This is a genomic window from Chryseobacterium sp. GTID13, assembly GCF_056172655.1.
Window position 1 is genome coordinate 810,808 of sequence record NZ_JAOCMB010000002.1, and the last position, 26,832, is coordinate 837,639.

28 protein-coding genes and 2 pseudogenes are annotated in these 26,832 nt (G+C 35.8%); 5 read left to right on the forward strand and 25 right to left on the reverse strand.

What is annotated here, in order from left to right; translation table 11 throughout:
• Positions 1 to 160: 160 nt before the first annotated feature.
• From N4G44_RS04020 to N4G44_RS04140, 25 genes and pseudogenes are all read right to left on the reverse strand, one after another.
• Entirely contained in the window at positions 161 to 460 is a 300-nt protein-coding gene (locus N4G44_RS04020; protein WP_474924719.1) for a hypothetical protein, read from the reverse strand.
• Entirely contained in the window at positions 460 to 1,122 is a 663-nt protein-coding gene (locus tag N4G44_RS04025; RefSeq protein ID WP_474924720.1) for a hypothetical protein, read from the reverse strand. Before N4G44_RS04025 ends, N4G44_RS04020 begins: the two co-directional genes overlap by 1 nt.
• Positions 1,123 to 1,128: 6 nt before the next feature.
• The gene (locus N4G44_RS04030; protein ID WP_474924721.1) at positions 1,129 to 1,470 is read right to left on the reverse strand and encodes a hypothetical protein; all 342 of its coding nucleotides are present in this window, start codon (positions 1,468 to 1,470) and stop codon (positions 1,129 to 1,131) included.
• Positions 1,431 to 1,916 (reverse strand): glycosyltransferase family 2 protein, encoded by a 486-nt coding sequence (locus N4G44_RS04035; protein WP_474924722.1) that lies wholly within the window; start codon positions 1,914 to 1,916, stop codon positions 1,431 to 1,433. The genes N4G44_RS04030 and N4G44_RS04035 overlap by 40 nt, the downstream gene beginning before the upstream one ends.
• A 10-nt stretch (positions 1,917 to 1,926) precedes the next feature.
• The gene (locus N4G44_RS04040) at positions 1,927 to 2,388 is read right to left on the reverse strand and encodes a glycosyltransferase family 2 protein (RefSeq protein WP_474924723.1); all 462 of its coding nucleotides are present in this window, start codon (positions 2,386 to 2,388) and stop codon (positions 1,927 to 1,929) included.
• A gap of 23 nt (positions 2,389 to 2,411) precedes the next feature.
• Positions 2,412 to 2,876, reverse strand: a complete 465-nt coding sequence (locus N4G44_RS04045; protein ID WP_474924724.1) for a glycosyltransferase family 2 protein — start codon at positions 2,874 to 2,876, stop codon at positions 2,412 to 2,414.
• Positions 2,877 to 2,887: 11 nt separating this feature from the next.
• Positions 2,888 to 3,556: an NAD-dependent epimerase/dehydratase family protein gene (locus tag N4G44_RS04050; RefSeq protein ID WP_474924725.1), complete on the reverse strand. Its 669-nt coding sequence runs from the start codon at positions 3,554 to 3,556 to the stop codon at positions 2,888 to 2,890.
• Positions 3,557 to 3,961: 405 nt separating this feature from the next.
• The gene (locus tag N4G44_RS04055; RefSeq protein WP_474924726.1) at positions 3,962 to 4,450 is read right to left on the reverse strand and encodes a glycosyltransferase; all 489 of its coding nucleotides are present in this window, start codon (positions 4,448 to 4,450) and stop codon (positions 3,962 to 3,964) included.
• Positions 4,451 to 4,452: 2 nt separating this feature from the next.
• Positions 4,453 to 5,637 carry a glycosyltransferase family 4 protein gene (locus N4G44_RS04060; protein ID WP_474924727.1) on the reverse strand — a complete coding sequence of 395 codons (1,185 nt, stop codon included), beginning with the start codon at positions 5,635 to 5,637 and terminating at the stop codon, positions 4,453 to 4,455.
• Positions 5,634 to 6,035: an acyltransferase gene (locus N4G44_RS04065; RefSeq protein WP_474925047.1), complete on the reverse strand. Its 402-nt coding sequence runs from the start codon at positions 6,033 to 6,035 to the stop codon at positions 5,634 to 5,636. The genes N4G44_RS04060 and N4G44_RS04065 overlap by 4 nt, the downstream gene beginning before the upstream one ends.
• A 270-nt stretch (positions 6,036 to 6,305) precedes the next feature.
• Entirely contained in the window at positions 6,306 to 6,539 is a 234-nt protein-coding gene (locus tag N4G44_RS04070) for a hypothetical protein (protein ID WP_474924728.1), read from the reverse strand.
• A gap of 98 nt (positions 6,540 to 6,637) precedes the next feature.
• Positions 6,638 to 7,147: a glycosyltransferase family 2 protein gene (locus N4G44_RS04075; protein WP_474924729.1), complete on the reverse strand. Its 510-nt coding sequence runs from the start codon at positions 7,145 to 7,147 to the stop codon at positions 6,638 to 6,640.
• Positions 7,148 to 7,777, reverse strand: coding sequence for an acetyltransferase (locus tag N4G44_RS04080; RefSeq protein WP_474924730.1), 630 nt, complete (start codon positions 7,775 to 7,777; stop codon positions 7,148 to 7,150). It abuts the gene before it with no gap.
• Positions 7,778 to 7,779: 2 nt separating this feature from the next.
• A complete protein-coding gene (locus N4G44_RS04085) occupies positions 7,780 to 8,862 on the reverse strand; it encodes a DegT/DnrJ/EryC1/StrS family aminotransferase (RefSeq protein WP_474924731.1) in 1,083 nt (360 codons plus the stop codon).
• Positions 8,863 to 8,872: 10 nt separating this feature from the next.
• Positions 8,873 to 10,069, reverse strand: a complete 1,197-nt coding sequence (locus N4G44_RS04090) for an ABC transporter ATP-binding protein (RefSeq protein ID WP_474924732.1) — start codon at positions 10,067 to 10,069, stop codon at positions 8,873 to 8,875.
• Positions 10,069 to 10,809 (reverse strand): ABC transporter permease, encoded by a 741-nt coding sequence (locus tag N4G44_RS04095; protein ID WP_474924733.1) that lies wholly within the window; start codon positions 10,807 to 10,809, stop codon positions 10,069 to 10,071. Before N4G44_RS04095 ends, N4G44_RS04090 begins: the two co-directional genes overlap by 1 nt.
• 818 nt (positions 10,810 to 11,627) lie before the next feature.
• Positions 11,628 to 12,728 carry a DegT/DnrJ/EryC1/StrS family aminotransferase gene (locus tag N4G44_RS04100; RefSeq protein WP_474924734.1) on the reverse strand — a complete coding sequence of 367 codons (1,101 nt, stop codon included), beginning with the start codon at positions 12,726 to 12,728 and terminating at the stop codon, positions 11,628 to 11,630.
• A 22-nt stretch (positions 12,729 to 12,750) separates the two neighbouring features.
• A complete protein-coding gene (locus N4G44_RS04105; protein WP_474925049.1) occupies positions 12,751 to 12,987 on the reverse strand; it encodes a 3-oxoacyl-[acyl-carrier-protein] synthase III C-terminal domain-containing protein in 237 nt (78 codons plus the stop codon).
• Entirely contained in the window at positions 12,936 to 13,718 is a 783-nt protein-coding gene (locus N4G44_RS04110; RefSeq protein ID WP_474924735.1) for a ketoacyl-ACP synthase III, read from the reverse strand. Before N4G44_RS04110 ends, N4G44_RS04105 begins: the two co-directional genes overlap by 52 nt.
• 9 nt (positions 13,719 to 13,727) lie before the next feature.
• Positions 13,728 to 13,958, reverse strand: a complete 231-nt coding sequence (locus tag N4G44_RS04115) for an acyl carrier protein (protein WP_474924736.1) — start codon at positions 13,956 to 13,958, stop codon at positions 13,728 to 13,730.
• Between the two features lie 4 nt (positions 13,959 to 13,962).
• The gene (locus tag N4G44_RS04120; RefSeq protein ID WP_474924737.1) at positions 13,963 to 14,490 is read right to left on the reverse strand and encodes a GNAT family N-acetyltransferase; all 528 of its coding nucleotides are present in this window, start codon (positions 14,488 to 14,490) and stop codon (positions 13,963 to 13,965) included.
• A gap of 20 nt (positions 14,491 to 14,510) precedes the next feature.
• The gene (locus N4G44_RS04125) at positions 14,511 to 14,924 is read right to left on the reverse strand and encodes a sugar 3,4-ketoisomerase (RefSeq protein ID WP_048501221.1); all 414 of its coding nucleotides are present in this window, start codon (positions 14,922 to 14,924) and stop codon (positions 14,511 to 14,513) included.
• Positions 14,925 to 15,112: 188 nt separating this feature from the next.
• The gene (rfbA, locus tag N4G44_RS04130; RefSeq protein ID WP_474924738.1) at positions 15,113 to 15,976 is read right to left on the reverse strand and encodes a glucose-1-phosphate thymidylyltransferase RfbA; all 864 of its coding nucleotides are present in this window, start codon (positions 15,974 to 15,976) and stop codon (positions 15,113 to 15,115) included.
• A gap of 11 nt (positions 15,977 to 15,987) precedes the next feature.
• A complete protein-coding gene (rfbB, locus tag N4G44_RS04135) occupies positions 15,988 to 17,067 on the reverse strand; it encodes a dTDP-glucose 4,6-dehydratase (RefSeq protein ID WP_474924739.1) in 1,080 nt (359 codons plus the stop codon).
• Between the two features lie 3 nt (positions 17,068 to 17,070).
• Positions 17,071 to 18,383 (reverse strand): annotated as a pseudogene (locus N4G44_RS04140) (UDP-glucose dehydrogenase family protein).
• 69 nt (positions 18,384 to 18,452) lie between these two features.
• On the opposite strand from N4G44_RS04140, the gene N4G44_RS04145 reads away from it, so the two are divergent.
• From N4G44_RS04145 to N4G44_RS04165, 5 genes and pseudogenes are all read left to right on the forward strand, one after another.
• Positions 18,453 to 18,593 (forward strand): hypothetical protein, encoded by a 141-nt coding sequence (locus tag N4G44_RS04145; protein ID WP_474924740.1) that lies wholly within the window; start codon positions 18,453 to 18,455, stop codon positions 18,591 to 18,593.
• A gap of 7 nt (positions 18,594 to 18,600) precedes the next feature.
• Positions 18,601 to 19,068 carry a ribosome assembly cofactor RimP gene (rimP, locus tag N4G44_RS04150; protein ID WP_474924741.1) on the forward strand — a complete coding sequence of 156 codons (468 nt, stop codon included), beginning with the start codon at positions 18,601 to 18,603 and terminating at the stop codon, positions 19,066 to 19,068.
• 15 nt (positions 19,069 to 19,083) lie between these two features.
• Positions 19,084 to 20,319: a transcription termination factor NusA gene (gene nusA, locus N4G44_RS04155; RefSeq protein WP_048501215.1), complete on the forward strand. Its 1,236-nt coding sequence runs from the start codon at positions 19,084 to 19,086 to the stop codon at positions 20,317 to 20,319.
• 76 nt (positions 20,320 to 20,395) lie between these two features.
• Positions 20,396 to 23,346: pseudogene (infB, locus tag N4G44_RS04160) on the forward strand (translation initiation factor IF-2).
• A 624-nt stretch (positions 23,347 to 23,970) separates the two neighbouring features.
• A complete protein-coding gene (locus N4G44_RS04165) occupies positions 23,971 to 26,808 on the forward strand; it encodes a SusC/RagA family TonB-linked outer membrane protein (RefSeq protein ID WP_474924742.1) in 2,838 nt (945 codons plus the stop codon).
• Positions 26,809 to 26,832 lie beyond the last annotated feature (24 nt).

Consider the following 26,832-nt stretch of genomic DNA (forward strand, 5'->3'; position numbering starts at 1 on the left):
TTATTTGAGAGGGAATGTATAGAAGTAAATCTGTCTGTTTTTATTATTTTATATTGTTCAGGATGGTTTAAATTTTAAAGGTACGAATTCTTTTGACTGAAAAGCTAGTCGTTACTTTCAATATAATCATCCCGTGTTTTATTCAACTTTTTGGTTCATATTAATCAATAAATACTTTTTTAAATTTGTCCATCACCGGATCAGGTAAGAATTTCTCATATAGTTCCCTGGCAGACAAACTTAAATCCGAATCCAGGAGTATATTTTTAAGCTCCTTTGCATCTTTATAGTAATAAGCCTGATCTTCCAGATGATTGTTATGGGCTTTTTCAGGAGAATCTGCAAAAGTGATAACAGGTTTTCCCTTGATGGCAAATTCCGCAACAGTAATCCCGAATGTTTCCCCTCTTTCGCGGGCGTGAAGTAAAGCATTGCATGTATTGATGAATTTGAGCTTCATCAGCACATCCGAGCTTGGTGGTAAAAATTTAATATTGGACGGGACAGATTTCCACCATCTTTTTTCACAAACGGATCAACTCCCATGAAGATAAAATAAATGTCTTTGTATGCGGAGGCAATCTTTTCCACGATTTTCTGTACAAAACCGATATTGAAGCTTTGTCCGCCTCCGTAATATCCAAATACTTTGGCATTTTTAGGAATATGAAGTTCAGCTCTGAGATCTTCATGGGTTTCGTTTTCAAAATTGACCATATGGGGAACAAACGGAGATTTACTCTGGGTCATTTCCTCGCTGAGCCATTGTGATACATAAGCATAAACATCCCCGTGAGGTTCAAAATATTTGAAAACACTGTGAACAACTGTTTTACATTCTTTAGTTTCTATATCATCATAAAAACCGTTTTTAATAGCATAAAACAAGTCAATATTATTGTTTTTTATAATAGTATCTACCTCTTTGAAATCCGAATAACCGAATACCTGGAATCTTTTTTCAAATTTTTCAATTCCGAGTGGATGGTTGGTAGGCAGGGTCTTATTGTATACGATAACAGATTCATTTCCCAGATATCTTTCATTGAAATCTGCGTAGTCATATAATGCGATGGAAGTCCCTCTGTAATTGAGTTCATTCTCATGGAAAAGGATTCTCATTCGTCTTTATTTTAATTTATTTTTTAATCGGTTAAGTATTTTCCGGAACAGGCTTTTCTTTGGATATTTTACAAGGTCCTTATGCGTGAAAAGTCCTTCACCCTGTGCTATTTTAAAATCTTGTTTCACCCACCATGAAGCAATATTTCTCTCCAGTGAAACGGACTCTCCTGCGAAAGGCAGAATTTTTTCAAGAAGGAAGTTTTTTCGGACCAGATAAGGATTATTCGTCCAGTTGGCCCATCTCGATGTGGTTACAAAAAAAGCTCCCTGTTTCTGTATCTTATCTGGGAATTCTGTTGCCGGATCTAGCCAATGCAGGGATTCCAGCAGGTGAGGGAGGTGCATTCGTGCCAGTCGTCATAATAATCCAGCTCTTTGCCTTTATTTCTAATGGATATCAATGGGTAGCCGGGATTTTTTCTGCTTCTGAAACGTACGACATCAAATCCATTATTTAATAGATCCAATCCTCCTTTAAGTTCGAAAAACAGTGTGTTTTGATCTTCAATAAGCTCCCAGTCATGTTCAAGGAAAAGTATATTTTGGGTAGATGCATTTTCAGCAAGCATTTTCATCCCTTTACCAATTCCTACATTTTCCTTTAAACCGATATATTTAATCTTATATTTTTCGGCTATTTTTTTATCATCATCATTCACTTCCTGAAACAGAATCGTAATATCATCCACCATATCCAGAAGACCGTACTTTTTGTATGATCTTAAAGTGTTTTTCAGATTGGAAGCACTTTTCCAAGAGAGGATGCAGATGCTTACGGGTAACTTTTCCATTTTAAATGTTTTAAATATTCAAATAAGGGTGGTTACCACTCATGGATTGTTTCCTGTAAGCGTCGATCTCATCAAATCTTTTTGAAAAGAATTTGTATTGGTCTTTGTAGAATTTATATTCGCTGGTATTTCTCTGAATACCGTGCTTCATAAGAGAGGTGATAAAAGCTTTTTTCTCCCGGCCGATATTGTAATCAAAATTGGGATTCATATACCTTGTTTCCCTTTGCATCTGCATGGAAAGTCTTTTCATTGCCAGTGCTTCAGCGGGATCTTTTATTTCATCTTTCTGGAAATCCTGGACTTTGGCATCGTGCACCACTTTACTTTTCGGGCAAACAAGGATCTTTAACCCGAAATAAGTAATTCTGTTAATGTAATCGTAATCTTCGGCACCATGAAAGAAATAAGGATTAAATCCGCCCACTTTTTCCAGCACTTTTCTGGGAATAAACCAATGAGCAGCATTCACAAACTTTATTTCATAAAAAGGCTTTACTTCATGAAGGAAAACATCGGATAGGAATCTGTTGTTCTTACAGTCCTGTGCAAGATAGTTTTCAAAATGAAGGTCAAATTTTTTCCGGTCCCATCCATATGCATCGGGCTTAAAATCCCAATTTTGTCCTGATCCGGATAATGATTGTAAACTTCCAGTAATTGTTCTACACTGTCAGGGAAAATCCAGGCATCCTGATTCATAAGATATACAAAATCAGCTCCTTCTTTATAAGCTTTTTCTATTCCCAGATTATTGGCTTTTCCGAAGCCGGAATTTTCGGAAGACTGTATAAAATCTACTTCAGGAAAATTATTTTTAATGTATTCCTGGGTTCCGTCGCCGGAGCCATTATCAATAACTATTGATTTTACGGGAATGGTGGAGTTCCTTAAGCTTGTAAAACATCTTTCCGCCCATTTCATGGCATTGTATGTAACAATAATAAAATAGATCTTCATTTTTTTGCAGCTTATATATACTTATTGGCCAAAGATTCTATATAGTCTTCAGGATTGATACCGGAGAAGAACTGATTGACATTTTCTTCAAAGGAAACCTGGTAGAAATCTCCTTCGTCTATAGTATCGTAAACGGCTTTTTTATTTACTTTTTTCTCAATAGCTCCTATGATTTCCTGTAAATTATAATAGTACGGAAAAGCATAGCTGATAATTTTATTCTGTATAGAAGGGCAGATTTCCACTAAAAATTTGTTGATATCGTCCATATCAATCAGCAGCCTTCTGGCATGGCTATGAACATTAAATTTATGATCGTGGGTAATCTGAGTCTTTAAATAGTTGAATAATGTATTGGGATTTCCTCCTTTCCCTACAATATTTCCAATCCGGAGAATAAGATAGTTCTGGGAATTATCTTTGATGTAATCCTCCATTTTAAGTTTATGCAAGATATAAGGACTGTCCTGTTTGGATTGGTCATGTATGCTTAATGTTGAAAAATAGATGAATTTACTTTGGCTGTGTTCTTCCAAAGTATTTTTAATAAGGCTGAATTCTCTTTCAAATTCGGAGTTTTTGGTTTCGAGGGAATTTGAAACACCGGAAGCAAAGAACAAATAGTCCTTTGAATCAATATTTCTTAATGAATTAGCAATAAGTCCGTTTCCTATAATCATTTATGTATGTTTTTTTGGGAGTGTTTATGCTCCCTTGTGTTTTTTATTTATTTGTGATGAGTATTTAATATAGCTCATATATTTTTTTGCGATGGAGAAATAATCTCTAAAAATAAGGCTTTTCATTGGAAAGAATTGTAATGTGAATCCAATATTTTTGAGGGTAACCGGATAGTATCTGAAATATGCGTGCAGGAAAGACAAGAAAATTTTTTTTCGGTCTCCCGGTCCTTTTTTTCTGAAAATCAGCGCCTAGTTTTTGTTTTATCAGGATATTGGTATCAAACCAATTTTTATCCGGACTTCCTTTTGAAAAATGTTCTACCAAGATATCATCAATAATGAAATTTTGCCGTTTTTTGGAAACTCTGAGGCTGAAATCCAAGTCATATCCATGAAATCCGGTTATATTTTCATCGAATCTAAACTGATGATACACTTCTTTTTTATGGCGAGAAATACTCCGTCTACTGCAAATACAGGATTAATATTTGCCGGGGTCCTATTGAGTAAAACAACCTCCTGATTGTCTTTATTTCCTTGAAGAATATTGATGAAGTTATACTTCTCAGTTACTGTCCAGCTACAAGGTGCAGCAGGAACATAATTGGATCCTGCCAATCCTAAAATTCCCACATTAGGAATTGAAAAATGTTGTAAAAGTTTTGCACCCCAGTCTTTTGTGTGAAAAACAAGGTCTTCGTGAAGGAACAAAAGATTTTCAAATTGTGCTTTTTCGGCTCCGAGGTTATATGCTTTCGTAATACTCATCGTATTAGGATTCCAGATTTGAATAATTTCATATCGAAAGTCCTCACCAATGGTCTCGCTAATATTTTTAACGAGCTGATCATAGTAATGTTGTTGATATGATGAGATAACGATGGATATCATAATTAAAGAAAACTGTCAATTAGTGTAAAAATCTTATTGGTAAGTTCTTTATCGGAATATTCATTTTCCAGTCTGTTATTGATACTTTTTCCATAAGTTTCTCTTAGTCCGGAATCTTTCATAAGTTTTATAACTTCATCTGCCATTGCATCAAGATCAAGATAAGGAGCCAGAATTCCATGACCGTTTTCTAAAAATTCTACGGCGCCACCGCTTTTGTCAAAAGCAACAATAGGCTTCTGAAGTTTTGCCGCAGTCAACATTACCAAGGGAAAAGGATCTTCTCTTGATAACAAAAGAAAAATGTCAAAAATATTGATGTAATCGTTTGGGGTTTTATTGTGATCTACATATATTATTTTATCTTCAACGCCTAATTTTTCAGCATCAATTTTAGAGCATTTTACAGGGCCGCTTTTGGATGAACCACCCAGATTGATAAATTTAAAATTGATATCTGTTTTATCTGAAATCTTTTTTACTAAAAGTGGAACAAGATCGGTTCCTTTTCTTAATTCCTGAGAACTTGCAATACCCAGAATTATATCGGATTCAGGGATATGTAATTCCTTTTTTATTTGTTCCTTATTCTTCTGGATCTCTAACTTTTCATCTACAAAAGAATGAATGGCGGTTACTTTTTTCGGATCGGCGTTGTATCTGTTGATGAGGTTGTCTGCCACAGCGTTTGAACCTGCAATAATCATAGAAACATTGGAAATGTTTTTTAAAATAAAATCTTTCGGATAAGAACTTTCCATACCAAAAGTAAGCTCATGAATAGCAACAATGGTAGGAATGTTTTTCTTGTAAAACGGGATGGTCCATTCCAAAGATTCTGCCGTATTGGCGTACACCAGGTCATAATTATTTTCAAGAAGTTTCCCTGTTACTTTTTCAATTTGTTCTTCCTTGCTTTCCTGTTTTGGGAAGAAAGCATTCTGTAATTTTTTAAAATTTCTGTTTACAAAAGATAAGGACTGGTTGAAGTGATTGGCGACAACAATTTTATTATCAGAAAGCTTTGCAAAATCTTCGTACAACTGCCCCGGTCTTAATAGCAGAACATCAATTTTATAGTCTTTTCTTTGCTGCTTCAGTTTCTTTAACAAGCTTAGGACCAGAATAGGCGCTCCTGATAAAGATGCTTCATGGGATATTAATAATATCTTTTTTGTTTCACTCATTTTTGTAAAGATTCAGGGATTAAATTTTGACTGTTTTTTATAATTGTGTTGGCAGGTACTGATTTATGGATCACACATCCTGCTCCAATGATGCAGTTGTCTCCGATTTCCACGCCTTTCAGAATGACTGTATTACTGCCAATCCAGCAATTTTTACCGATGATGACCGGTGCTTTTGTATAATCATTTTTGAAGACTGAAAAATCAGGAATAAATCCGTATTTATGGTTGTGATCGTATATTTTTACACCTTCTCCAAAGATAGAATTATCTCCGATAGTTATACTTTCCAGACAGTTAATAGAAGAATAATTGTTGAAAAAACTCCCTTTCCAATGTTTAGTGTAGCACCCGGTAGAACTGAAATATTGCAGCAATCTCTCACAAAAAAGTTTCATCAATACTAATATTTCCAAATTCTCCTTCGTTTCCTTTAAATATATTTACATCTTTAGGAGCAAAGGTGTGATGAATGTTGATATTCGGTTTCGAGGTAAATCGCCACCAACTTTTTTCTTTTCAAGCTCTTCAAAATCTTTAACCATCTTGAAGAGTTTTTTATGCAGATAATTTTTTATTTTTTGGAACATCTGATAATTCGAGTTTCTATTTTTTAAACTTCTTAACAATCTTAATTTTTGCCATTTTTAAAAGGCAGCTAAAAGATGTTATACTTTCAAGATAGTTATAATCTTTAATTTTTGTCTCCAATAATTTTTTTCATCAAAAGGTCTTACAAGTGCTTTTTGAAAATTAGTATATTGTAGTTTAAGATGATCAAAAACTTCTTTATTATTTTTAAAATGCTGTAATAAAAATCTTAATGAAAACATTGTATTTACAATTTGATCTACAGTATTTTGAGTGCTCCACATTCCGCTTCCTACTCTGTAAACTGCCATTTCATCGGGGAAATATTTTATAAGGCCGTGTGAAGCATTCAACAAATGCAGTGGATAATCTCCGATGGGGGAGTATTGCAGCCAGTCCGGCAGTGTTTCTATATTTTTTTGAAAACTACAGAAACAGTTATGATAAAATTCTCTTTTGAAAGATCACCAATGGTATATGTCTTTTCTTCATCGGGATTGGGATATGTAAATTTTTCTTTTCTGTCTGTAAGCTCTTTGATTTTATGAAATGTAAGACTGTACTCAGGATTTTTCTCCAAAAAATCGACCTGTTTTTTTAATTTTAAGGGATCGATCCAGTAATCATCCCCTTCGCATAAAGCAATATATTTACCTCTCGCCTGAGAAAGTGCCCAGACAAAATTCGGAATAGCCCCTTTGTTTTCTTTATGCCTAATATATTTTATCCAATGGCCATTTGGGTGATTGGCAATTATATTTTTTACTACATTTTCAGTGTTGTCGGGAGAACAGTCATCGGAAATGATAAGTTCTATTTCAGCATCAAAATTCTGAACTAAAACGCTGTTAATGCTTTCTTCGATATAATTTTCATGACCATAAGTGATCATTACAACACTTACCAAGGGATTCATCATTTAATTCTGTTTTATAATTTTTGAAGGAATTCCCACTGCAGTACAATTATCTGGTAAATCTTTCGTAACAACTGTTCCTGCACCTATTATTACATTGTTTCCAATTTTTATGTCAGGGAGAATAATTGTACCTGCTCCGAGCTGACAAAAGTTTCCAATTGTTGCCCTGCCCAATATTTTTACATCTGGAGAAATTTCTACAAAATCTCCAATTTTTACATCGTGAGTTATAATTGAATTATAATAAATAATTGGTGCACAGCCAATCACTACATCATTTGAAATTTTTACTCCATCCATGATATTGGCACCTTCTCCGATTTTTATTTCGTAAGATCCAATATCTGCTTTTGTACTGATTGTAGAGGCAAGTTCACCTCCAATATTTATAAATTTGTCAACTAATTTTTTTCTTAAATATGGATTTCCGAGGCCTAAAGTAAATCTTTGGTCTATCGTTCTGAAATATTTTTCTGCAGCATCTATACTCTTTAGAATAAGGAATTTTTCATAAAGAAAGTCAGCACTTTCATTAACATCATCATAGAAAACAAGATTTTCCAATTCGTTTTTCTGATGACAAATCTCCAGAATTTCTTTAGCGAAGCCTTTAGCACCTACGATTAGCATGATTAATTATTTTGTATTCTTAACATTAATCTTGCAATATATTCAACCTCTTCAAAAGTGAGGTCATAATAAAACGGAAGACATAAAACCCGTTTGGCGATATCTTCAGTAATAGGAAGTTCCAGTTTTGGCAAATATGGCAATGCCGAAGCTAAGCTTGGATAAAAATATCTTCTTGTAAAAATTTCCTGTTTATCCATTTCCTTTCTTAATTTAAGTAATAATTCTTCACTTTCCAGAACAACAGGATAATAAGAATGATTATTATTAGCTTTTGAATGCCAGAGAGGTTTTACAGCGTGTAAATTCTTAAGTTTTTCATCGTAGAGCTCAGCAAGTGCTTTTCTTTTTTCATGTATCTGGGAAATGTATTTGAGATTAACAAGTCCCATTGCAGCATGAAATTCTGAGTTTTTTCCATTAAGACCCAACTCTGAGAATGAATCAAAGCCTGAAATTCCGAAGTTTCTGATGTAAGCCAGTTTTTTTAGTAATTCAGGGTCTTTTGTTACCACTAAACCACCTTCAACTGTATGATAAAGTTTGGTAGCATGAAGGGAGCAGGTGGAAATGTCGCCATATTCAAAGATAGACTTTCCGTTCACTTCTATACCAAATGCATGTGCAGCATCGTAAATTACCTTAAGGTTATGTTTTTTAGCAATGGCTTCTATGGCGACCACATCACAAGGGTTTCCATAGACATGAGTCGCAAGAATAGCGGTTGTTTTCTCCGTAATCGCTTCTTCTATTTTGTTTGCATCGATGCACAGAGTTTTATCATCTATATCAACAAAAACGGGCGTACATCCTTCCCAAACAATTGTGCTGGTGGTTGCAATAAAAGAAAACGGAGTAGTAATGACTTCACCTGAAATTTCCAATGCTTTTATTGCCATCTGGATGGCAACAGTTCCGTTGGTTACAAACAGCAGATGATTGAGCTTTAAATGATCTTTGAGCTCCATTTCAAGCTGGCTGGCCAGTGGCCCCATATTGGTAAGCCAGTTTCTTTTCCAGATGCCGTCTATATATTTTTCATATTCTTCCTGAGGTGGAAGAAAGGGTTGTGTTACGGGAATCATAAATAAATTTTTATTGTAAAGTTATGATATTTTCGCTATCAAGCTCAAGCGGGATCCATTGTTCTTTTTCTCCACCTACCGTAAACTCCAGAACATTATTGATCCGAAGATAAGGGGATTCTGTGGCAGGGTTATATAATCCTACATCCATAATATATTTTCCTAAGGTGAAAAGAGGATTTTTTACAGTCGTTTTGTAAACAATTTTTGCAGATTGGTTTACATCTTCCCGGTATTCCTGAACGGAAATTCCGGCAATTGGTTTTTGCTCTTTATCTTTAAATTCCAGATATAAAGTTGGTAATTCGTCAATTGGTTTATTGATTTTGAATTCAAAAGTAAGGTTAAAGTCCTGATGACGGTGTATTTCATTATTCATAAGATCCGTTTGTACGGAAATCAATTCTAGCATACCATTATCATATACTTTATTTTCGCTATTGTTTGAGAACTTGTTGTAGTAAAGTTGTATTCCTTTTCCTATTTCTTTTCCCTGATATTCAACTTTACCATGATCCATTAAGATTATTTCGTTGCAGATGCGGGAAACCATAGGCATACTGTGAGAAACAAAGATTACGGCTGTATTAGGAAGTAGTTCGTCAATTTTACTAAAGCATTTTAAGACAAAGCCTAAATCTCCCACTGCCAATACTTCATCAATAATCAGAATATCCGGCTCAAGATGAGCCGCAACAGCAAAGCCTAAACGCACCTTCATCCCTGAAGAATAGTTTTGTACGGGGGTATCTATAAAATCATTTATTTCCGAAAAATCGATTATAGATTGTATTTTTTCTTCAACTTCCTTTTTAGTAAATCCTAAAATGGAGGCGTTGTTATATATATTCTCCCGACCCGTAAGTATCGGATTAAAACCGGCACCTAATTCTATCAGTGCTCCTATTTTCCCTTTCATGACAATCTGGCCCTTATCCGGAGCATATAATCCGTTTAGAACCTTTAAAAGAGACGATTTTCCGGCACCGTTATGGCCAATTAAGCCAATGCATTCTCCTCTTGCTAATTCAAAGCTGACATCTTTTACAGCCCAGAATTCCTGAGGGCGTAGTTCTTTATTTATTGATAAGCCAAATGTACTGCGGATAATATCTGAGGCTCCATACTTAAGTGAACTCCTCAGGTTTTTGCTGAATTTTTTAGATACATTCTGTACCGAAACTAATACCTCTCTGTCTTTTTTCATTATCCTGCAATTTTTTCAATAACTATTGGCATTGATTTTCTAAAAATAACCAGGCCGATTAATAAAACAATAAAACTGACAACCGTTATAACAATTGTGAACATCAAAGAATGTATTTCTGCTCCTACCAAAGTATTTCGGGTATCATTAATTAAATAGGTTAATGGGTTAAGTTTAAATAAAAATTTAAAAATTCCTATTGTAGGTACAGCGTATACTACAGGCGTAACATACATTAAAAAAGGAATACCTGTAATGAGTAGTTTGCTTATATCGGTGTAGATTAATCCCAGTGGAGTAATAATTAGTCCTATGGTAAAAGCGAAGAGGGTCAGAGCCAAAATATAAAAAGGAAAAAGAAGCAGATTCCAGGAAGGAGAGATTTTATAAATTATTAAGATACCTATAATAGGCACCATTTTTATAATTAAATTGAAAAGGGAAGTATACAAACCTTTCATTAACAATGCTTCTTTGGGAAAATTGATTTTTGAAATAATGGTTCTTCCTGTATTTACCGCAAGAATAGGGCTTTGGATGGCTTCAGAGAAGATACTCCATATAGTGGTTCCTAAAATAACAAAAACAGGATAAGGTGTTCCGTCGGGAGTGCTTACTTTTACTACGCCTGAACCATTCAGGAATAGCCAAACCAGGGAATTTATAATGACAGGGGCCAGGATCCAAAAGAAACCCAGCAAAGATTGTCTGTGCTGAGATTGTATATCTCTTTTGGTCATTTGATAGGCTAAAAAATTAGAGGATTTAATATCCCGCCAAATTGCCTTAAGCTCCTGGAAAAAATGTGTTTTTTTATCAGATGTATATACTACGGTTTTCAAAGTAGATTTTTTTACAAATTTATAATAATTAAATATCTTCACATTTTCAGGCTTATGAATTATTATTTATATAAGCCAGAAAACAACAACTACAGTATCGGTATTTGTTGTTATAGGTGGAAACTATTAATCATAACGATAAATGGTTTGTAAATATTTAAAATAGAATTGCTGTTTATTGATGATTTTAGCTATTCATCCTATTCGCTTTCCAACTTTTCGGCTGTTTCAAGCAGCTGGTTTCATTGATTAATGAATTGTACAACCAATTTAAATCCTTGTATTTTTTCTTGATTTTCTGGAAAAATGGTTTTCTTATCTGAAGTACAAGTTAAATTGCGTGTATTTCATAAATTAATTATGCTGTTATATTGAAAAGCGTGGGAATCAGATGAGAAGGCTACATTCGTAGGGATTTTTGAAAGATTCTGAAATAATTATGTAGCCCATCGGTTTTATCCAACTTTTGTTGTGTTTCATTCATTTGTAATGTTTTTGCAAATTTAAAATATTTAATTCTTATTCAACTTTTTTGGGAGTGAAAAATTGTTCACATTAAATAGAAAATAACAACTAATATATTAATATTTGTTATTATGAACAAAAAACTATTAGCCATAAAGCCAATAGTTTTTTTAATTTATAATACGAATTATTATTTTGTAGACAGATTTTCGAATATTCCGTGATAACCAATGCGGGATTATTCACTTAACCTAGAAGTTGTTAACCGCTTCTATGATTGCCTGGATCTCTTTTTCCTCTAAAACAGAAGAAATGGGAAGGCTCAGTACTTCTTCATGCATTTTTTCGGTAACAGGGAATGAAAGATGGTTATATTCTTTGTAAGCCTCCTGTTTATGTGGCGGAATAGGGTAGTGAATGATCGTGCTGATCCCTTTTTCAGTTAAATAGGCCTGAAGTTCGTCTCTTTTTTCCGTTCTTACCACAAAAACATGCCACACGTGTTCATTTTCATCGGCAGGATTTTCGGGAAGAATGATTTTCGGGTTTTTGATTTCAGCAATAAAACGCTTTGCGACTTCTCTTCGGGTCCCGTTTTCGTGGCCTATATGTTTCAGCTTCACATCCAGAACGGCAGCCTGAATTTCATCCAGTCTGGAATTTAATCCTTTATAAATATTAACATATTTCTGATTGGATCCGTAGTTGGCGATAGCCCGTATGGCCTCAAACAATTCCTTATCATTCGTGGTTACAGCGCCTGCATCACCTATTGCTCCCAGGTTTTTTCCAGGGTAAAAGCTGAAACCAGCAGCATCACCGAGATTTCCTGATTTGATTCCTTTCCATTCTGCGCCAATAGCCTGGGCATTATCTTCTACGATTTTAAGGTTATGTTTTGCCGCTATATTTTTAAGCTCTTCTGAAAAAACAATCCTTCCCTGAAGGTGAACAATCAGGATGGCTTTTGTTTTAGGCGTTATTTTCTCTTCAATTTTTGAAATGTCGATATTATAAGTGCTGGCATCAGGCTCTACAAATACAGGAACCAGTCCGTTATCTGATAAAGCCAGTACTGAAGCGATATAGGTGTTGGCCGGTACTATGACCTCATCACCCGGCTGCATGAACCCTAATTCTATATAAGCTCTGAAGATAAGGCGTAAGGCATCCAGTCCGTTGGCTACTCCCAAAGCGTATTCCGAACCGATATATGAAGCCAGATTAGTTTCAAAGTTTTTAAGTTCGCTTCCCAGCAGATACCATCCGCTTCGGAAAACACTTAAAAGCCTGTTTTCAATTTCTTCCTGATGCTGTAAATTGACCTTTTGAAGATCAAGGAATTTTATCATAATAATATTTTTTAACGCTCAATTATTTTTTTCTCAAACAGACTGCTCCCCAGGAGTAGCCTACGCCAAAACCTACAAGCATTACATTTTTGGAATCTCTTGTTGCAAATGAATTTTTAAAAGCAATAGGAATGGTGGATGATACGGTATTGCCATAATCCAGCATATCGATCACGAAGTTTTCCTGTGGAATATTAATTCTTTTTCTCAGGAAATCCAGCATGAAAGTATTGGCCTGGTGGAAAATGAAAGTATCAATATCACTTTTTTCAAATCCGTTTTTTTCAGGTTGTCTTCTACAAGACCGGGAATAGCTTTTGAGGTAAAATCGAAAATCTTCGGACCGTTCATGTAAAGATAGTTGTCTTTATCCTGTTTGTCTTCTGTTTTTTGATTTCTGACGGCACCGTTTTTAACGATCAGGTTTTTAGCTCCCTCACCATCGGTTCCCACAGAGAATTTCAGGATTTCATAATCTCCGTCTTCAGAGATCAGGGTTGCAGTGGCTGCATCTCCGAAAAGACTGATATTACCTTTGTCATCTTCGTGAATGTGTTTTGAGTAGGTTTCTGCCGTTATCAGAACTACATTTTTCATCATTTTGGAATCGATAAGGGCATTGGCTAAGGATAATCCGTAAATATATCCTGAGCATCCCTGGTTGATATCTATTGCCCCGCAAGTGGTATTTAACCCGGCCTGAGCCTGTACAATACAAGCTGTAGCAGGAAGAAAATAGTCAGGGCTCTGTGTGCAGACGATGAGGTAATCTATGGCAGATTTGTCAAGCTGGTATTCTTCAACGAGTTGATTGAGGGCTTTAACAGCTATATCTGAGGTGAATTCATCTTCACCGGTGATATTTCTGTTTCTGATTCCTATTTTTTCCAGAATTTTATCACTTTCCCAGTCAGGAAATTTTTTGGAGATCTCCTCATTGGAAATAACTTTTTCAGGAATATATGTTGAAATATGTTTTATAAAAGCCATTGTCTGATGTTACTGTTTTTTCTCAACAATAAAAGCGTAAAGTTCATTGATGTCTTTGAACGATGTGATCTGCTCGGGCTCAATATCTACTCCATATTCATCCTCGATCATTACTTTGATGACCATTGCGGTAAGGGAGTCCCAGTAACTTTCCTGGCTGTATGCAGTTTCAGGTTCTATTACTGTATCTGTATTTTCCAGCTGAGACTGGAAATTTTTGATAAATTCATTGATTGACATAAGTTTATATTTTAAATTTTTTAAGAATATCCGGAAGTATCCTGTTAAAAGTATCTCTTTTCAGCAGGTAATAATTGTTTTCGTCATCACTTCTTACCAGTTCCGGCTGGAAAAGTTTATGATAGCTGTTGACTGATGTGTTCTGTTTTCTTACTTCAAACTGAAGAGTGTCGAATTTCAATTCATTCAGGACAAAGTCTTTTACAGCAACATCTACTTTTATCGAATTCTTGATGTTTGAGTAATCAGGTTTTGAAACCCAGCTTCCTATTTCAGGCAGTCCGGAGTCTATTTTGTAAACCCTGTACGTGGCATAATCCTCATTTTTTTCATCAACTGCAATAAAATAGTATTCTTTTTCCTGCTGTTCACGTTCTTTATAATCCGAGATCCATTGCTTCTGAGCGTCCACATCCTGAGAAGTTTTTGAAATAAATCTTGATTTTTTTTCATCGTTTCTGATGGATACTATAAATTCGGCATCATCAGCCTCAACAAATCTTAGTTTAATTCCTTTATATTCAATTATCATTTTCTGCTATTTTATGAAAATTATTTTTGTTGAGTAGCCTCCTTAAAGCTTTCATAATCCCTGAAATAATCTTCCTCATCATATACTTCCGAAGCCAGGCAGAGCAAAACTGCATTATGAGAAAACTGGATGTCTCTCCATACCAGTTTAGGAATATATAAACCTTTTGTAGGATGGTCTAAGGTAAAAGTTTCTTTATGACCGTTTTCATCTTCCGTATTAAAAGTGATGGTTCCTGAGACTGCAAATATCATCTGCTGCAGAGCCTTGTGGGCGTGCCCGCCTCGGGTTACATCGTGAGGGGTATAGTACGTCCAGTAGACCCGTTTGATCTCAAAGGGGACATTGTTCTGCGTTTCGGCAATAGTAATATAGCCCAGCTGAGATGATCCTATTTTATCGAATGTGATGATTTTTGGTTTATTGTATTCCATTAATGTGATAAAAAATTCTTTAAAGCCTCAAAGTTAATTATAAAATTACTATCGGACTACTTCTGCTGCTATTATCTATCTATGCGTGGAAGATATATGTCATATGTTCGGACCAGAAAGGTGTTATATTAAAAACAACTATTAGCCAGAAAGCCAATAGTTGCTGAAATTTTATAAATTATAATTTTTTATTTTCTGACAAGTTGTTTCAGGTATTCCCCGTAACCGCTTTTGCCGTACTTTTCAGCTGTTTCAAGCAGCTTTTCTTCATTGATGAATTTATTTCTGAATGCAATTTCTTCAATACATCCAATCTTGAAGCCCTGTCTTTTTTCAATAACGCTTACAAATTCAGAGGCGTCATTCAAGGAATCAAATGTTCCGGTGTCAAGCCAGGCAGTACCTCTGTCCAGAACCCCTACCTCAAGTTTCCCTTTGCTTAGATACACATTATTGACATCCGTAATCTCCAGCTCTCCTCTTGCGGAAGGCTTGATGTTTTTGGCTATTTCAACTACTTCATTATCATAAAAATATAAGCCGGGAACCGCATAATTCGATTTTGGGTTTGAAGGTTTTTCTTCAATAGAAACTGCTTTAAAGTTATCATCGAACTCTACAACCCCATATCTTTCAGGATCGGTAACATGATAAGCGAAAACAACTCCGCCATTAGGGTTAGTTTTGTTTTTTAGCAGGGTGCCCATTTCAGAACCATAGAAGATATTGTCTCCCAATACCAGAGCCGCAGGATCATTGCCGATAAATTGATCACCTAAAATGAAGGCCTGAGCTAGTCCGTCTGGGCTTGGCTGCACTACATATTCAATGTTGCATCCGATCTGGGAGCCGTCACCTAAAAGCTTAATGAACCCCGGCTGATCGTGAGGGGTTGTAATGATCAGAATATCTTTAATCCCTGCCAGCAGTAAAGTTGAAAGAGGATAATAAATCATTGGTTTGTCGTAAACAGGCATCAGCTGCTTGCTTACGGCAATGGTAAGAGGGTAAAGTCTTGTTCCGGAGCCTCCGGCTAATATAATTCCTTTCATTTTTTGTGTTGTTAATTATATTGCTTTTCGTAATATTTCTGATAGTCACCGCTGGTCACATTCTCAAGCCATTCTTTATTCTCAAGATACCAGTCAATGGTTTTAGAAAGTCCTTCTTCGAAAGTTACAGACGGTTTCCAGCCTAAATCTTTATTAAGCTTAGTGGCATCAATAGCATAACGCTTGTCGTGTCCCGGTCTGTCTTTTACAAACGTGATTAATTTTTCAGAATATCCTTCAGGTTTTCCAAGTTTGGAATCCATTTGCTTGATCAGTTCTTTCACCAGATCAATATTCTGCCATTCGTTGAACCCTCCGATGTTATAGGTCTCACCGGTCCTGGCTTCATTAAATATTTGATGAATACCTTTTGCGTGATCAATTACAAATAACCAGTCTCTTGTATATTTTCCGTCACCGTAAATTGGCAGCGGTCTTTCGTTAATAATATTTGAAATACAAAGGGGAATTAATTTTTCCGGGAAATGATTCGGACCGTAATTGTTTGAACAATTGGATATAATAAATGGCATTCCATAAGTATTCCCATATGCTCTTACTAAATGGTCGGAGGCTGCTTTGGAAGCAGAATAAGGTGATTGCGGATCATAAGCAGTAGTTTCCAGAAAGAATCCGGTTTCACCAAGACTCCCATATACTTCGTCCGTAGAAACATGATAAAATAAATTGGTTCTCTTTTCGTCAGGGAATCTCCCGTGTGTATGATCTGGGTTAAGAGTCCAGAATTCTTTGCATAAATTAAGAAGATTCGCAGTTCCGTTTACATTGGTATTAATGAATGCCATCGGGTCTGTAATACTTCTGTCCACATGGCTTTCTGCTGCCAGGTGAACTATAGCATCTGGATTATATTTTTCGAATATCTTTCTTAGTTCTTCAGGTTTTGTGATATCTGCCTTTTCAAAAACATAATTAGGCTCATTTTCAATGTCCTTAAGGTTCTCTAAATTTCCTGCATAGGTGAGAGCATCAAGGTTGATGATTTTGGTGTCCGGATTATTTTTTACAAATTCTCTTACAACATGGGAACCTATGAATCCGGCTCCTCCGGTAATAATTATATTTTTCATCTGTTAATTTTCTATGGTTTTTCTTCCGATACTTTTATAATGAAATCCGTTTTGTTCCGGGATTTCAAGCGGATACATATTTCTTCCGTCAAAAATGACTTTGTTTTTCATTTTTTTAGCCATCATTTCAAAATTCGGATTTTTAAACTCGGGCCATTCTGTGGCAATAAATAAGGCGTCTGCATCTTCAAGAGCATCATACATTCCTTTTGCATATTGTATCTTATCACCCAGCAGCTTTTTTACATTGCTTTCTGCTACCGCGTCATACGCAGCAATTTTTGCGCCTTTTTCTAATAAAAGGGCAATATTGTCCAGAGAAGAGGCCTCCCGGATGTCGTCTGTGTTAGCTTTGAAGGCCAATCCCCACATTGCAATTTTTTTCCGCTGATACTTCCTCCGAAATATTTTTCGATCTCTGAAACAAGAATTACTTTCTGTGCCGTATTTACTTTTTCCGTAGCTTCCAGAATCTGAAAATTGAAATCTTCCTGTATTCCGGACTTTATAAGTGCTTTCACATCTTTAGGAAAACAGCTTCCGCCGTATCCTATTCCGGGGAATAAAAATCGGTGCCCAATTCTGTCGTCACTTCCCATTCCTAATCTTACCTTATCTACATCAGCGCCTACTTTTTCACAGTAGTTGGCTATTTCATTCATAAAGGTAATTTTTACGGCAAGGAATGAATTGGCAGCATATTTTGTAAGTTCCGACGATTTTTCGTCCATGAAAATAATCGGGATTCCCGTATTGGTAAATGGCTGGTAAATCTGGGCCATTATATTTTTTGCCTTTTCGGAGCTAGCTCCTACAACGACTCTGGAGGGATTCATGGAATCTTCCACAGCAAAGCCTTCTCTTAAAAATTCCGGGTTGGAAACCACATCAAAAGGGATGTTTGTTTTAGAAGCGATTACTTCCCTTACCTTGTCTGCCGTTCCTACGGGAACTGTACTTTTATTTACGATGACCTTGTATTCTGTCATCATTTCTCCGATATTATTGGCAACCTGGATAACGTATGAAAGATCTGCAGAGCCGTCTTCTCCCGGCGGCGTTGGAAGCGCAAGGTATATGACTTCACTTTTGTCCAGGGCTTCTTTAAGATTGGTGGTGAAAAATAATCTTTCAGATTGAATGTTTCTCAAAAACATTTCTTCAAGGTTCGGCTCATAGATGGGAACTACGCCGTTTTTCATACCTTCTACTTTCTTTTCATCAATGTCAACACAGTATACTGAATTGCCAAGTTCTGCCAGGGTAGTACCTGTTACCAGCCCTACATAACCTGTTCCTACAATTGTTATATTCACAATGTCTGTTTTTAAATTTTAAGGCAAAAATAATAAAAATACTTTCACCCGCCTGTTTAATTTACCTTAATGAAAATTTTAGGGTATTTGCTTGATAACGAAGTAGATTTTGCTTTTTTAGAAAAAATGCGTATATTTGCAGTGGATTTACAGGAAAAAATGGGAAGGCTTCGGAAGAAAGCCTTTTTTCGTACTGGTAAATCAAGATAATTAATGTATGGAGTTTAAAAAAAGAATTGAAGAATTATTAAATGAATTTCTGGAGAGCAGAAAGGATTTATTTCTTGTGGATCTGAAGATTTCTGCAGGAGATGATATTACTGTGATCCTGGATGGTGATAATGGGGTGACTCTTCAGGACTGCCTTGATGCAAGCCGTGCCGTAGAGTTTAATATGGATCGTGAAGAGCATGATTTCAGCCTTCAGGTGATGTCTGCAGGACTAAGCGAGCCGCTTTCTTCTCCAAGACAGTACAGAAAAAATATAGGAAGAGAGATTGAAATATTGCTGAACGATTCTTCCAAAATTGAAGGAGAGCTGGCAAAAGTAGATGATGAAAAGATCACACTTGTTTTACGCTACCGTAAGCCGAAAGATATCGGAAAAGGGAAAGTGGATGTGGAGGAGGAAAAGGAAATTCCTTACTCTGAGATAAAAAAGGCATTAGTAATAATTAAATTTTAAAAGAAAAAAGAATAGATGGATAATATAGCGTTGATTGAATCCTTTGGTGATTTTAAAGACGAAAAAGGGATCAGTAAGATTGATCTTATGGCGATTATTGAAGATTCACTGAAAACTCTTCTTAGAAAGAGATATGATTCGGATGATCATTTTGATGTAATTGTGAACCCTGATAAAGGAGATTTTCAGATATTTTTAAATAAAACGATTGTAGAAGACGAAATGTCTGAAGATGATGATCTGGAAATTGAACTTTCTGAAGCTAAAAAAATTGACCCTACTTTTGAGGTAGGTGAAGATTTCACAATGGAAATTCCTGTTGCCCAATTGGGAAGAAGGAATATTCTTACCTTAAAGCAGATTCTGGCTACCAAGCTTCAGGAGCATAACAATGCCATGCTTTATGAGCAGTTCAGAGATAAAATCGGGGAAATTGTTATCGGTGAGATCCACCACATCCGTCACAAACATGTGATTTTACTGGATGATGAGGAGAATGAATTTATTTTACCGAAAGAAAACCAGATTCCGTCCGACTTCTTTAAAAAGGGCGAAAATATCAGAGCTATTGTTGAAACAGTAGATTTTAAAGGTTCAAAACCACAGATTATTATTTCCAGAACTGCACCTAAATTCCTCGAGAAGTTATTGGAGCTGGAAATTCCTGAGATCCAGGACGGAACGATTATGCTTAAAAAAGTAGTGAGAATTCCTGGTGAGAAGGCAAAGATTGCAGTAGATGCTTATGACGACAGAATAGATCCTGTAGGTGCTTGTGTGGGAGTAAAAGGATCCAGAATTCATGGGGTTGTAAGAGAGTTGAGAAATGAAAACATCGATGTGATTCAGTGGTCTAAAAACCCTGAAATTATGGTGAAGAGAGCTTTAGGAAATGTTACCATCAATAAAATTGATATCAATGAGGAGGCGAACTATGCATTGGTTTATACTCCGGTTGAAGAAATTTCCAAAGTAATCGGAAAGCAGGGACAAAATATCAGACTGGCTTCTTGGCTGTCCGGATATGAAATTGATGTTTATAGAGAATCCAGCGAGGATGACGATGTTGATTTAAGAGAATTCAATGACGATATTGAGCAGTGGATTTTGGATGAATTTAAGAAAGTAGGTCTTACTACTGCGAAATCGGTATTGGATAAAGATACCGAGAGTCTTTTAAATATGGTAGATCTTGAAGAAGAAACCATTGAAGATGTAAAACGAATTCTGAGAGAAGAATTCGAAGATTAAGATTTTAATGAATTTTAATAAACAGTAAAAAAGAAATACTTTAATTTTAAGAATTAAAAAATAGTAAATAATATAGATGCCAAAAATAAGATTAAATAAAGCGGTTAAGGAATTCAATATTTCGATGTCCAGATTAGTAGAATTTTTACAATCCAAAGACTTCGTTGTTGAAAGCAATCCTAACGCTCAATTAGAAGAAGCGGCATATTCTGCATTGGAGGCTGAGTTTGCCAAAGACGGCGAACAGCGAAAAGCTTCCCATGAGGTGGTGATCACCAAAGTTCCGGAAGAAAAGCTGGAAATTGAGGAAAAGAAAACCCCTGAAGTAATAAGAGCTAAAGCAAATAAACCAGAAACTAAAATTTTAGGTAAAATAGATCTTGAATCTAAAGCGCCTGAAGTTGAGGAGGCTCCTGCGGCGCCAGCGCCTGTAGCAGCACCGGTTGAAGAAAAGAAAGAAGAAGTTGTGGCTGAACCGGAAGTTAAAGCAGCTCCTGAAAAACAGGAATTCAAAGTTCTGGATAAAATAGATCTGTCCCAAATAGAATCCAGAAATAGACCTGTAAAAAAAGATAAACCCAAAATGGAGGAGAAAAAAGAAGAGGAAAAACCGGCAGAACCTGTGAAAGAAACTCCAAAGCAGCCTGAGCCTGCAGAAAATAAGACAGAAGCTCAACAATCTACTGAGTCTGATTCTCAGGAACCTCAGAAAATAGAAACTGTTTATCAGAAGCTGGATGGTCCTAAGATCGTAGGTGAAAAAATTGACTTGACGCAATTTGCACCAAAACCTGGTTCAGGGGCTAAAAAGAAAAGAAAGAGAATTGAGAAACCTGGTGGCCCGAATAGCCAACAAGGCCAGGGAAATAACCAAAACTCAGGAAATAATAACAACCAAGGTGGCCAAGGAAACCGTCCTCACAATAACGGAGGCCCTGGAGGAAACCGTCCGCAGGGACAAGGAGGTCCTGGAGGGAACCGTCCGCCAGGTCAGGGAGGTCAAGGTGGAAACCGCTTTGGAAATAACCAAGGAAACCGTCCGCCAGGTCAGGGAGGCGGATTCAAAAAGGTCCTGGAGGAAACAACAACAGACCTGGACAAAGAACAATGCCTGTGGAGCTTACTGATGAGCAGGTTAAAAACCAGATCAAGGAAACTCTTGAAAAGCTTACCAATAAAGGAGGTAAATCTAAATCTGCAAAACACAGAAAAGACAAGAGAACTTACCGTAGAGAACAGGACGAACGTCAGCAGGAAATTGATGCTCAGGACAGAACTCTAAAAGTAACCGAATTTATCACAGTAGGTGAATTGGCGAGCTTAATGAACGTTTCTCCTACAGAAGTTATTTCTGCCTGTTTCTCCCTTGGTGTAATGGTAACCATGAACCAAAGACTGGAAGCTGATACCTTATTATTGGTTGCTGACGAATTTGGATTTAAAATTGAATTCTCAGATGCTGATCTGGAAGAAGTAGAGTCTGAAGAAGATATGGATAGCGAGGAGGATCTTTCTCCAAGAGCACCGATCGTTACAGTAATGGGTCACGTAGACCACGGTAAAACATCTTTACTTGACTACATCAGAAAAACCAATGTTATTGCTGGTGAGTCAGGAGGTATTACCCAGCACATTGGAGCTTACAATGTGAAATTGGAAAACGGACAAAGAATTACATTCCTGGATACACCGGGTCACGAAGCGTTTACCGCGATGAGAGCCAGAGGTGCCCAGATCACCGATATCGCAATTATTGTAATTGCTGCCGATGATGATGTAATGCCTCAGACGAGAGAAGCAATTTCTCACGCACAGGCGGCGGGAGTACCAATGATTATTGCATTAAACAAAGTGGATAGACCCAATGCCAATCCTGATAATATCCGTCAGCAACTTTCTGGGATGAATATCCTGGTGGAAGAATGGGGTGGAAATGTTCAGTCACAGGAAATTTCTGCTAAGTTTGGTAATAATATGGATATTCTTTTGGAAAAAGTATTGCTTCAGGCAGAAATGCTTGATCTTAAGGCCAATCCGAACAGAGCGGCTCAGGGAGTTGTTATCGAAGCATCACTGGATAAAGGAAGAGGATATGTTGCTACGATGTTAGTACAAACCGGAACTTTAAGAGTAGGAGATTATGTAGTGGCAGGTAAAAACCACGGTAAGGTAAAAGCAATGCTTGATGAAAGAGGAAGAAACCTTAAAGAAGCAGGTCCTTCAATTCCGGTAACTATTCTTGGATTGGATGGCGCTCCTACGGCAGGTGATAAATTCAAGGTATATGCAGATGAAAGTGAGGCTAAAACTATTGCCAATAAGAGAGAACAGTTACAAAGAGAACTTTCGATCAGAACGAAGAAGCATACTACGCTTGAAGAACTTGGAAGAAGAATTGCTCTGGGTGAATTCAAAGAATTGAACATTATCCTTAAAGGTGACGTGGATGGTTCCGTAGAAGCATTATCTGATCAGCTACAGAGATTATCTACAGCAGAAATCAATGTAAATATTCTTCACAAAGGAGTTGGGCAGATCACTGAATCTGACGTTAACCTGGCTACTGCATCTGATGCAATTATCATTGGATTTAACGTAAGGGCAGGTGCTAATGCTAAAGAACTGGCTGAGAAGGAAGAAATCGAGATCAGAACCTATTCGGTAATTTATGCTGCCATTGATGAGGTTAAAGAAGCGATGGAAGGTATGCTTTCTCCTGAAATTAAAGAACAGGTAATTGGTAACGTAGAGATCAGAGAGGTATTCAAGATTTCTAAAGTAGGTACAATTGCCGGATGTATGGTTCTTTCAGGTAAGGTAACAAGAAGCTCGAAAGTAAGAGTATTGAGAGACGGTATTGTTAAATTCGATGGCGAACTTGAAAGCTTGAAACGTTTCAAAGATGATGTAAGAGAAGTAACAAAAGGTTATGAATGTGGATTAAACCTTAAGGGGTATAACGATATTGAAATCGGAGATATTCTTGAAGTCTACGAAGAAGTAGCTGTTAAGAAAAAACTAAAATAAAATTTTTAGTATAAATATAAAAACCACTTTCCTAGGAAAGTGGTTTTTTTGTTAAATTTTTTCTTTTTGATTTATGTAATCTTCAGAGATTTCTATAAATATTTTTTTTATTGATAATTTAAATATGTAAAGACTTATAATGTTTCAGAGTTGTGGTTTGGATCTTATCATCAAAAACAAGACGCAATGCTGCGCTGAATAAGGCTTAGAACACTAAAAAGTGTCTAAATTTAAAGCTATAAATATGCCGTTTTAAATGCAATGGGAATGTGAAATAAGAGTATGAGAATTGTAAAAAATTAGAATATATTATTAATTTGAAATTTTTAGGTCTATCGAAATCATCTTTTTTGTAGTTTTTTCAAGTTATTATTTTGCTTTATTGTAATTTATATGCATTCTAAATAATATTTTATAAATTAATAATAATTTGTTAAAAAAAAGACATATGTGAAAAAAAATATTTATACAATAATGAGGGATGTTTTTACTTAATGTAGTTTATTTCACGCAATAGTTAAAAACAATATGGAAAATAAAGCTAAAGCTTACGAGGTAACTATATTTGTGAGTGTTAATATTTATTAACATATTTGCTAATTAAATATATTAAAATTTGTTAATATGAATGTTAAACTACGTGTATTAAGTGTTGGGGCATTGTTCTTTATTGGAACTACTGCTTTTGCACAAAAAACGAAAAAAGACACAGCTACTACAGAAATTGATGAAGTAGTAATGGTTGGATTCGGGCAGAAAAAAACAGTAAAAGAATTAACTGGAGCTGTAGGTACAATGAAAAGTGACGCAATAAAGGATGTTCCCGTTGCGTCAGTGGATAAAATGCTTCAAGGTAGAGTTTCCGGTGTTCAGACGGGGAATGCGTCGGGACAACCTGGAGGTTTTGCATCAGTTCGTGTAAGAGGTATAACTTCAGTAAATGGAGGTGTTAACCCTATTTATGTAGTTGATGGTATCAGAGTACAAAGTGGTGACTTAACAAGCGGGGCTACAACTGCTAACATTTTAGCCAATCTAAACAGTGATGATATTGAAAGTGTAACTGTACTTAAGGATGCAGCTTCAACAGCTGTATATGGAGCAGATGCTGGTGCTGGGGTAATCGTTATTACAACAAAATCAGGTAAGAAAGGCAAGCCAACAATTTCATTAAATTTCGAATCGGGAACAAACTCTCGTGCTATTGAAGGTATGAAAGGCTTAAATACAGAGCAATATAGATACCTTTTAACACATGTTTTTGGTAATTATTATGGTGACACTCCAGAGCAGGTTTATGCAGATATGGTAGCTGGAGAGTATGGAGCTACACCTCAGCAGATATTTACTACTACTAATAATACAAATTGGAGAGATGTAACTAGTAGAAGTGGATACCAGAACTCGGTAAATGCATCAATCAGTGGGGGAAATGATAAAATTACTTATTACAATTCTGCTAACTATTTCCTTCAGGAAAGTGAATTGAAAGGATCTGATTTCAAACGTTTGGGTTTTACTACAAAAGTTGATTACAAGGCTACAGATAAATTTAAGTTAGGAACTGACATACAGCTTTCATACAGTAGAATTAATACTCTTCCAAATGGAGGAGGATTTGCAAATCCTATTTTATTTGAATTATTTGGAAGACCCACAGATCAGGCATATAATGCAGATGGGACTTATTATTTAGGAACTAGTGGTAGATTAAGCAATAACTTATTTAACTCTGGATATGTACAGGAGAATAACTACTTCAGAGCTTCTACTGCAAGGGTTTTTGGTAACTTATATGGAGAATATCAAATCTTAAAGAATTTGTCATATAAAGTAGTTTTTGGAGCTGAATATAACAATATTGAAAACGACACTTACTATAACCCGATTCATGGTGACGGATATCAGGTAAATGGTAGAAAAACTGAATCTACTTCAAGATACTTTAACTGGAATTTACAGAATATTGTTAATTATAACTTTAAAATCGGCGACAAAAACAGATTCAATATTTCTGCTATTCAAGAGGCTTATCAAAGAAACTATAGATTTGTTGCAGGACAAGGTGTAAATGTAGGTTCTCCAAACTTGGAATCATTAAGTAATTTCATAAAGCCTATTTATGCACAAGGAGATAGATCTATGAGTTCAAGAAATGGTTATGCTGGAGTATTAAACTATGATTATGATAAGTTTATCTTAATTGATCTCTCAATAAGAAGAGATGCATTATCAAATTTTGTACCTGGTCAAAAATGGGGAACTTTTTATTCAGTTGGGGCTGGAGTTGATTTAGCGAGACTTCAATTCGTAAAAGAGTGGGATATGATTTCCCAATTTAAATTTAGAGGATCTTATGGTAAAGTAGGTAACACAATTTCAAGTATTCCATATTCTTTATACCAATATACAGGAAACTATAATGATGCACCTGCTGCTGCACCAAGATATGTTTATAACCCAGACCTAAGATGGGAAACTGTAAAGCCTTTGAGTTTTGGTCTTGATATGGGCTTCTTCAAAAACAGACTTACCATTACAGCAGAATATTATAACAAAAAGACTGAAGATTTAGTATTCAGTGTACCGTTACAATTGTCTCAAGGATTACCTGCTGAAACTACTCCAACATATCCTTATAAAGATATTAACGTAGGATCACTAGTAAATAAAGGATTTGAATTTACTGTAAATTATGATGTAGTAAGAAAAGAAGATTTCACTCTTAGTATTGGAGGTAACTTAAGTACCCTGAAAAATGAAATTACATCATTATATGGTGGGCAGGACGTGATTACAGGTTCTACAATTCTTAGAGAAGGGGAAGGCATTGGTACTTTTTATATCAGAAAATGGGCTGGGGTAGATCCTACAAACGGTGATCCATTATGGTATAAAAATGGAATGGATGGAGAAACGACTAACAAATATGCTGATGCAGCTCTTGCTGTACAAGGAAGATCTTATTCAAATGTATTTGGTGGTGTAAACCTTAATGTATTTTACAAAAACTTTACTTTATCTGCATTAGGTACATTCGGATTTGGTGGTAAGGTTCTAAATGATTGGGGCTCATATACTCAATCTGATGGTCAGTATACTTATTCTTATCCTGGTTCTACAGATGCTCTTGATTTTTGGACTCCTTCAAATCCGAATGCAGCAAACCCTAAACCAGTATATAATAATGCAACTAACTCGAATAGAACTTCAACAAGATTTTTAGCTAAGACAGATTATTTAAGACTAAGCAATGTCAGAGTTGGATATAAATTTAATGCTAAAATGTTAAAAGGAACAGGACTTCAAGGATTCGAAGTGTATGCTCAAGGAAATAATATCTTGACACATCGTTATGATAAGAATCTTAAGTTTGATCCTGAAAACAACTTGAACGCAACTAACAACCTTAACTTACCAGTTCAAAAGACTTATTCACTAGGGTTTAATATTCAATTTTAATTAGTAAAAAATGAAAAAATATAT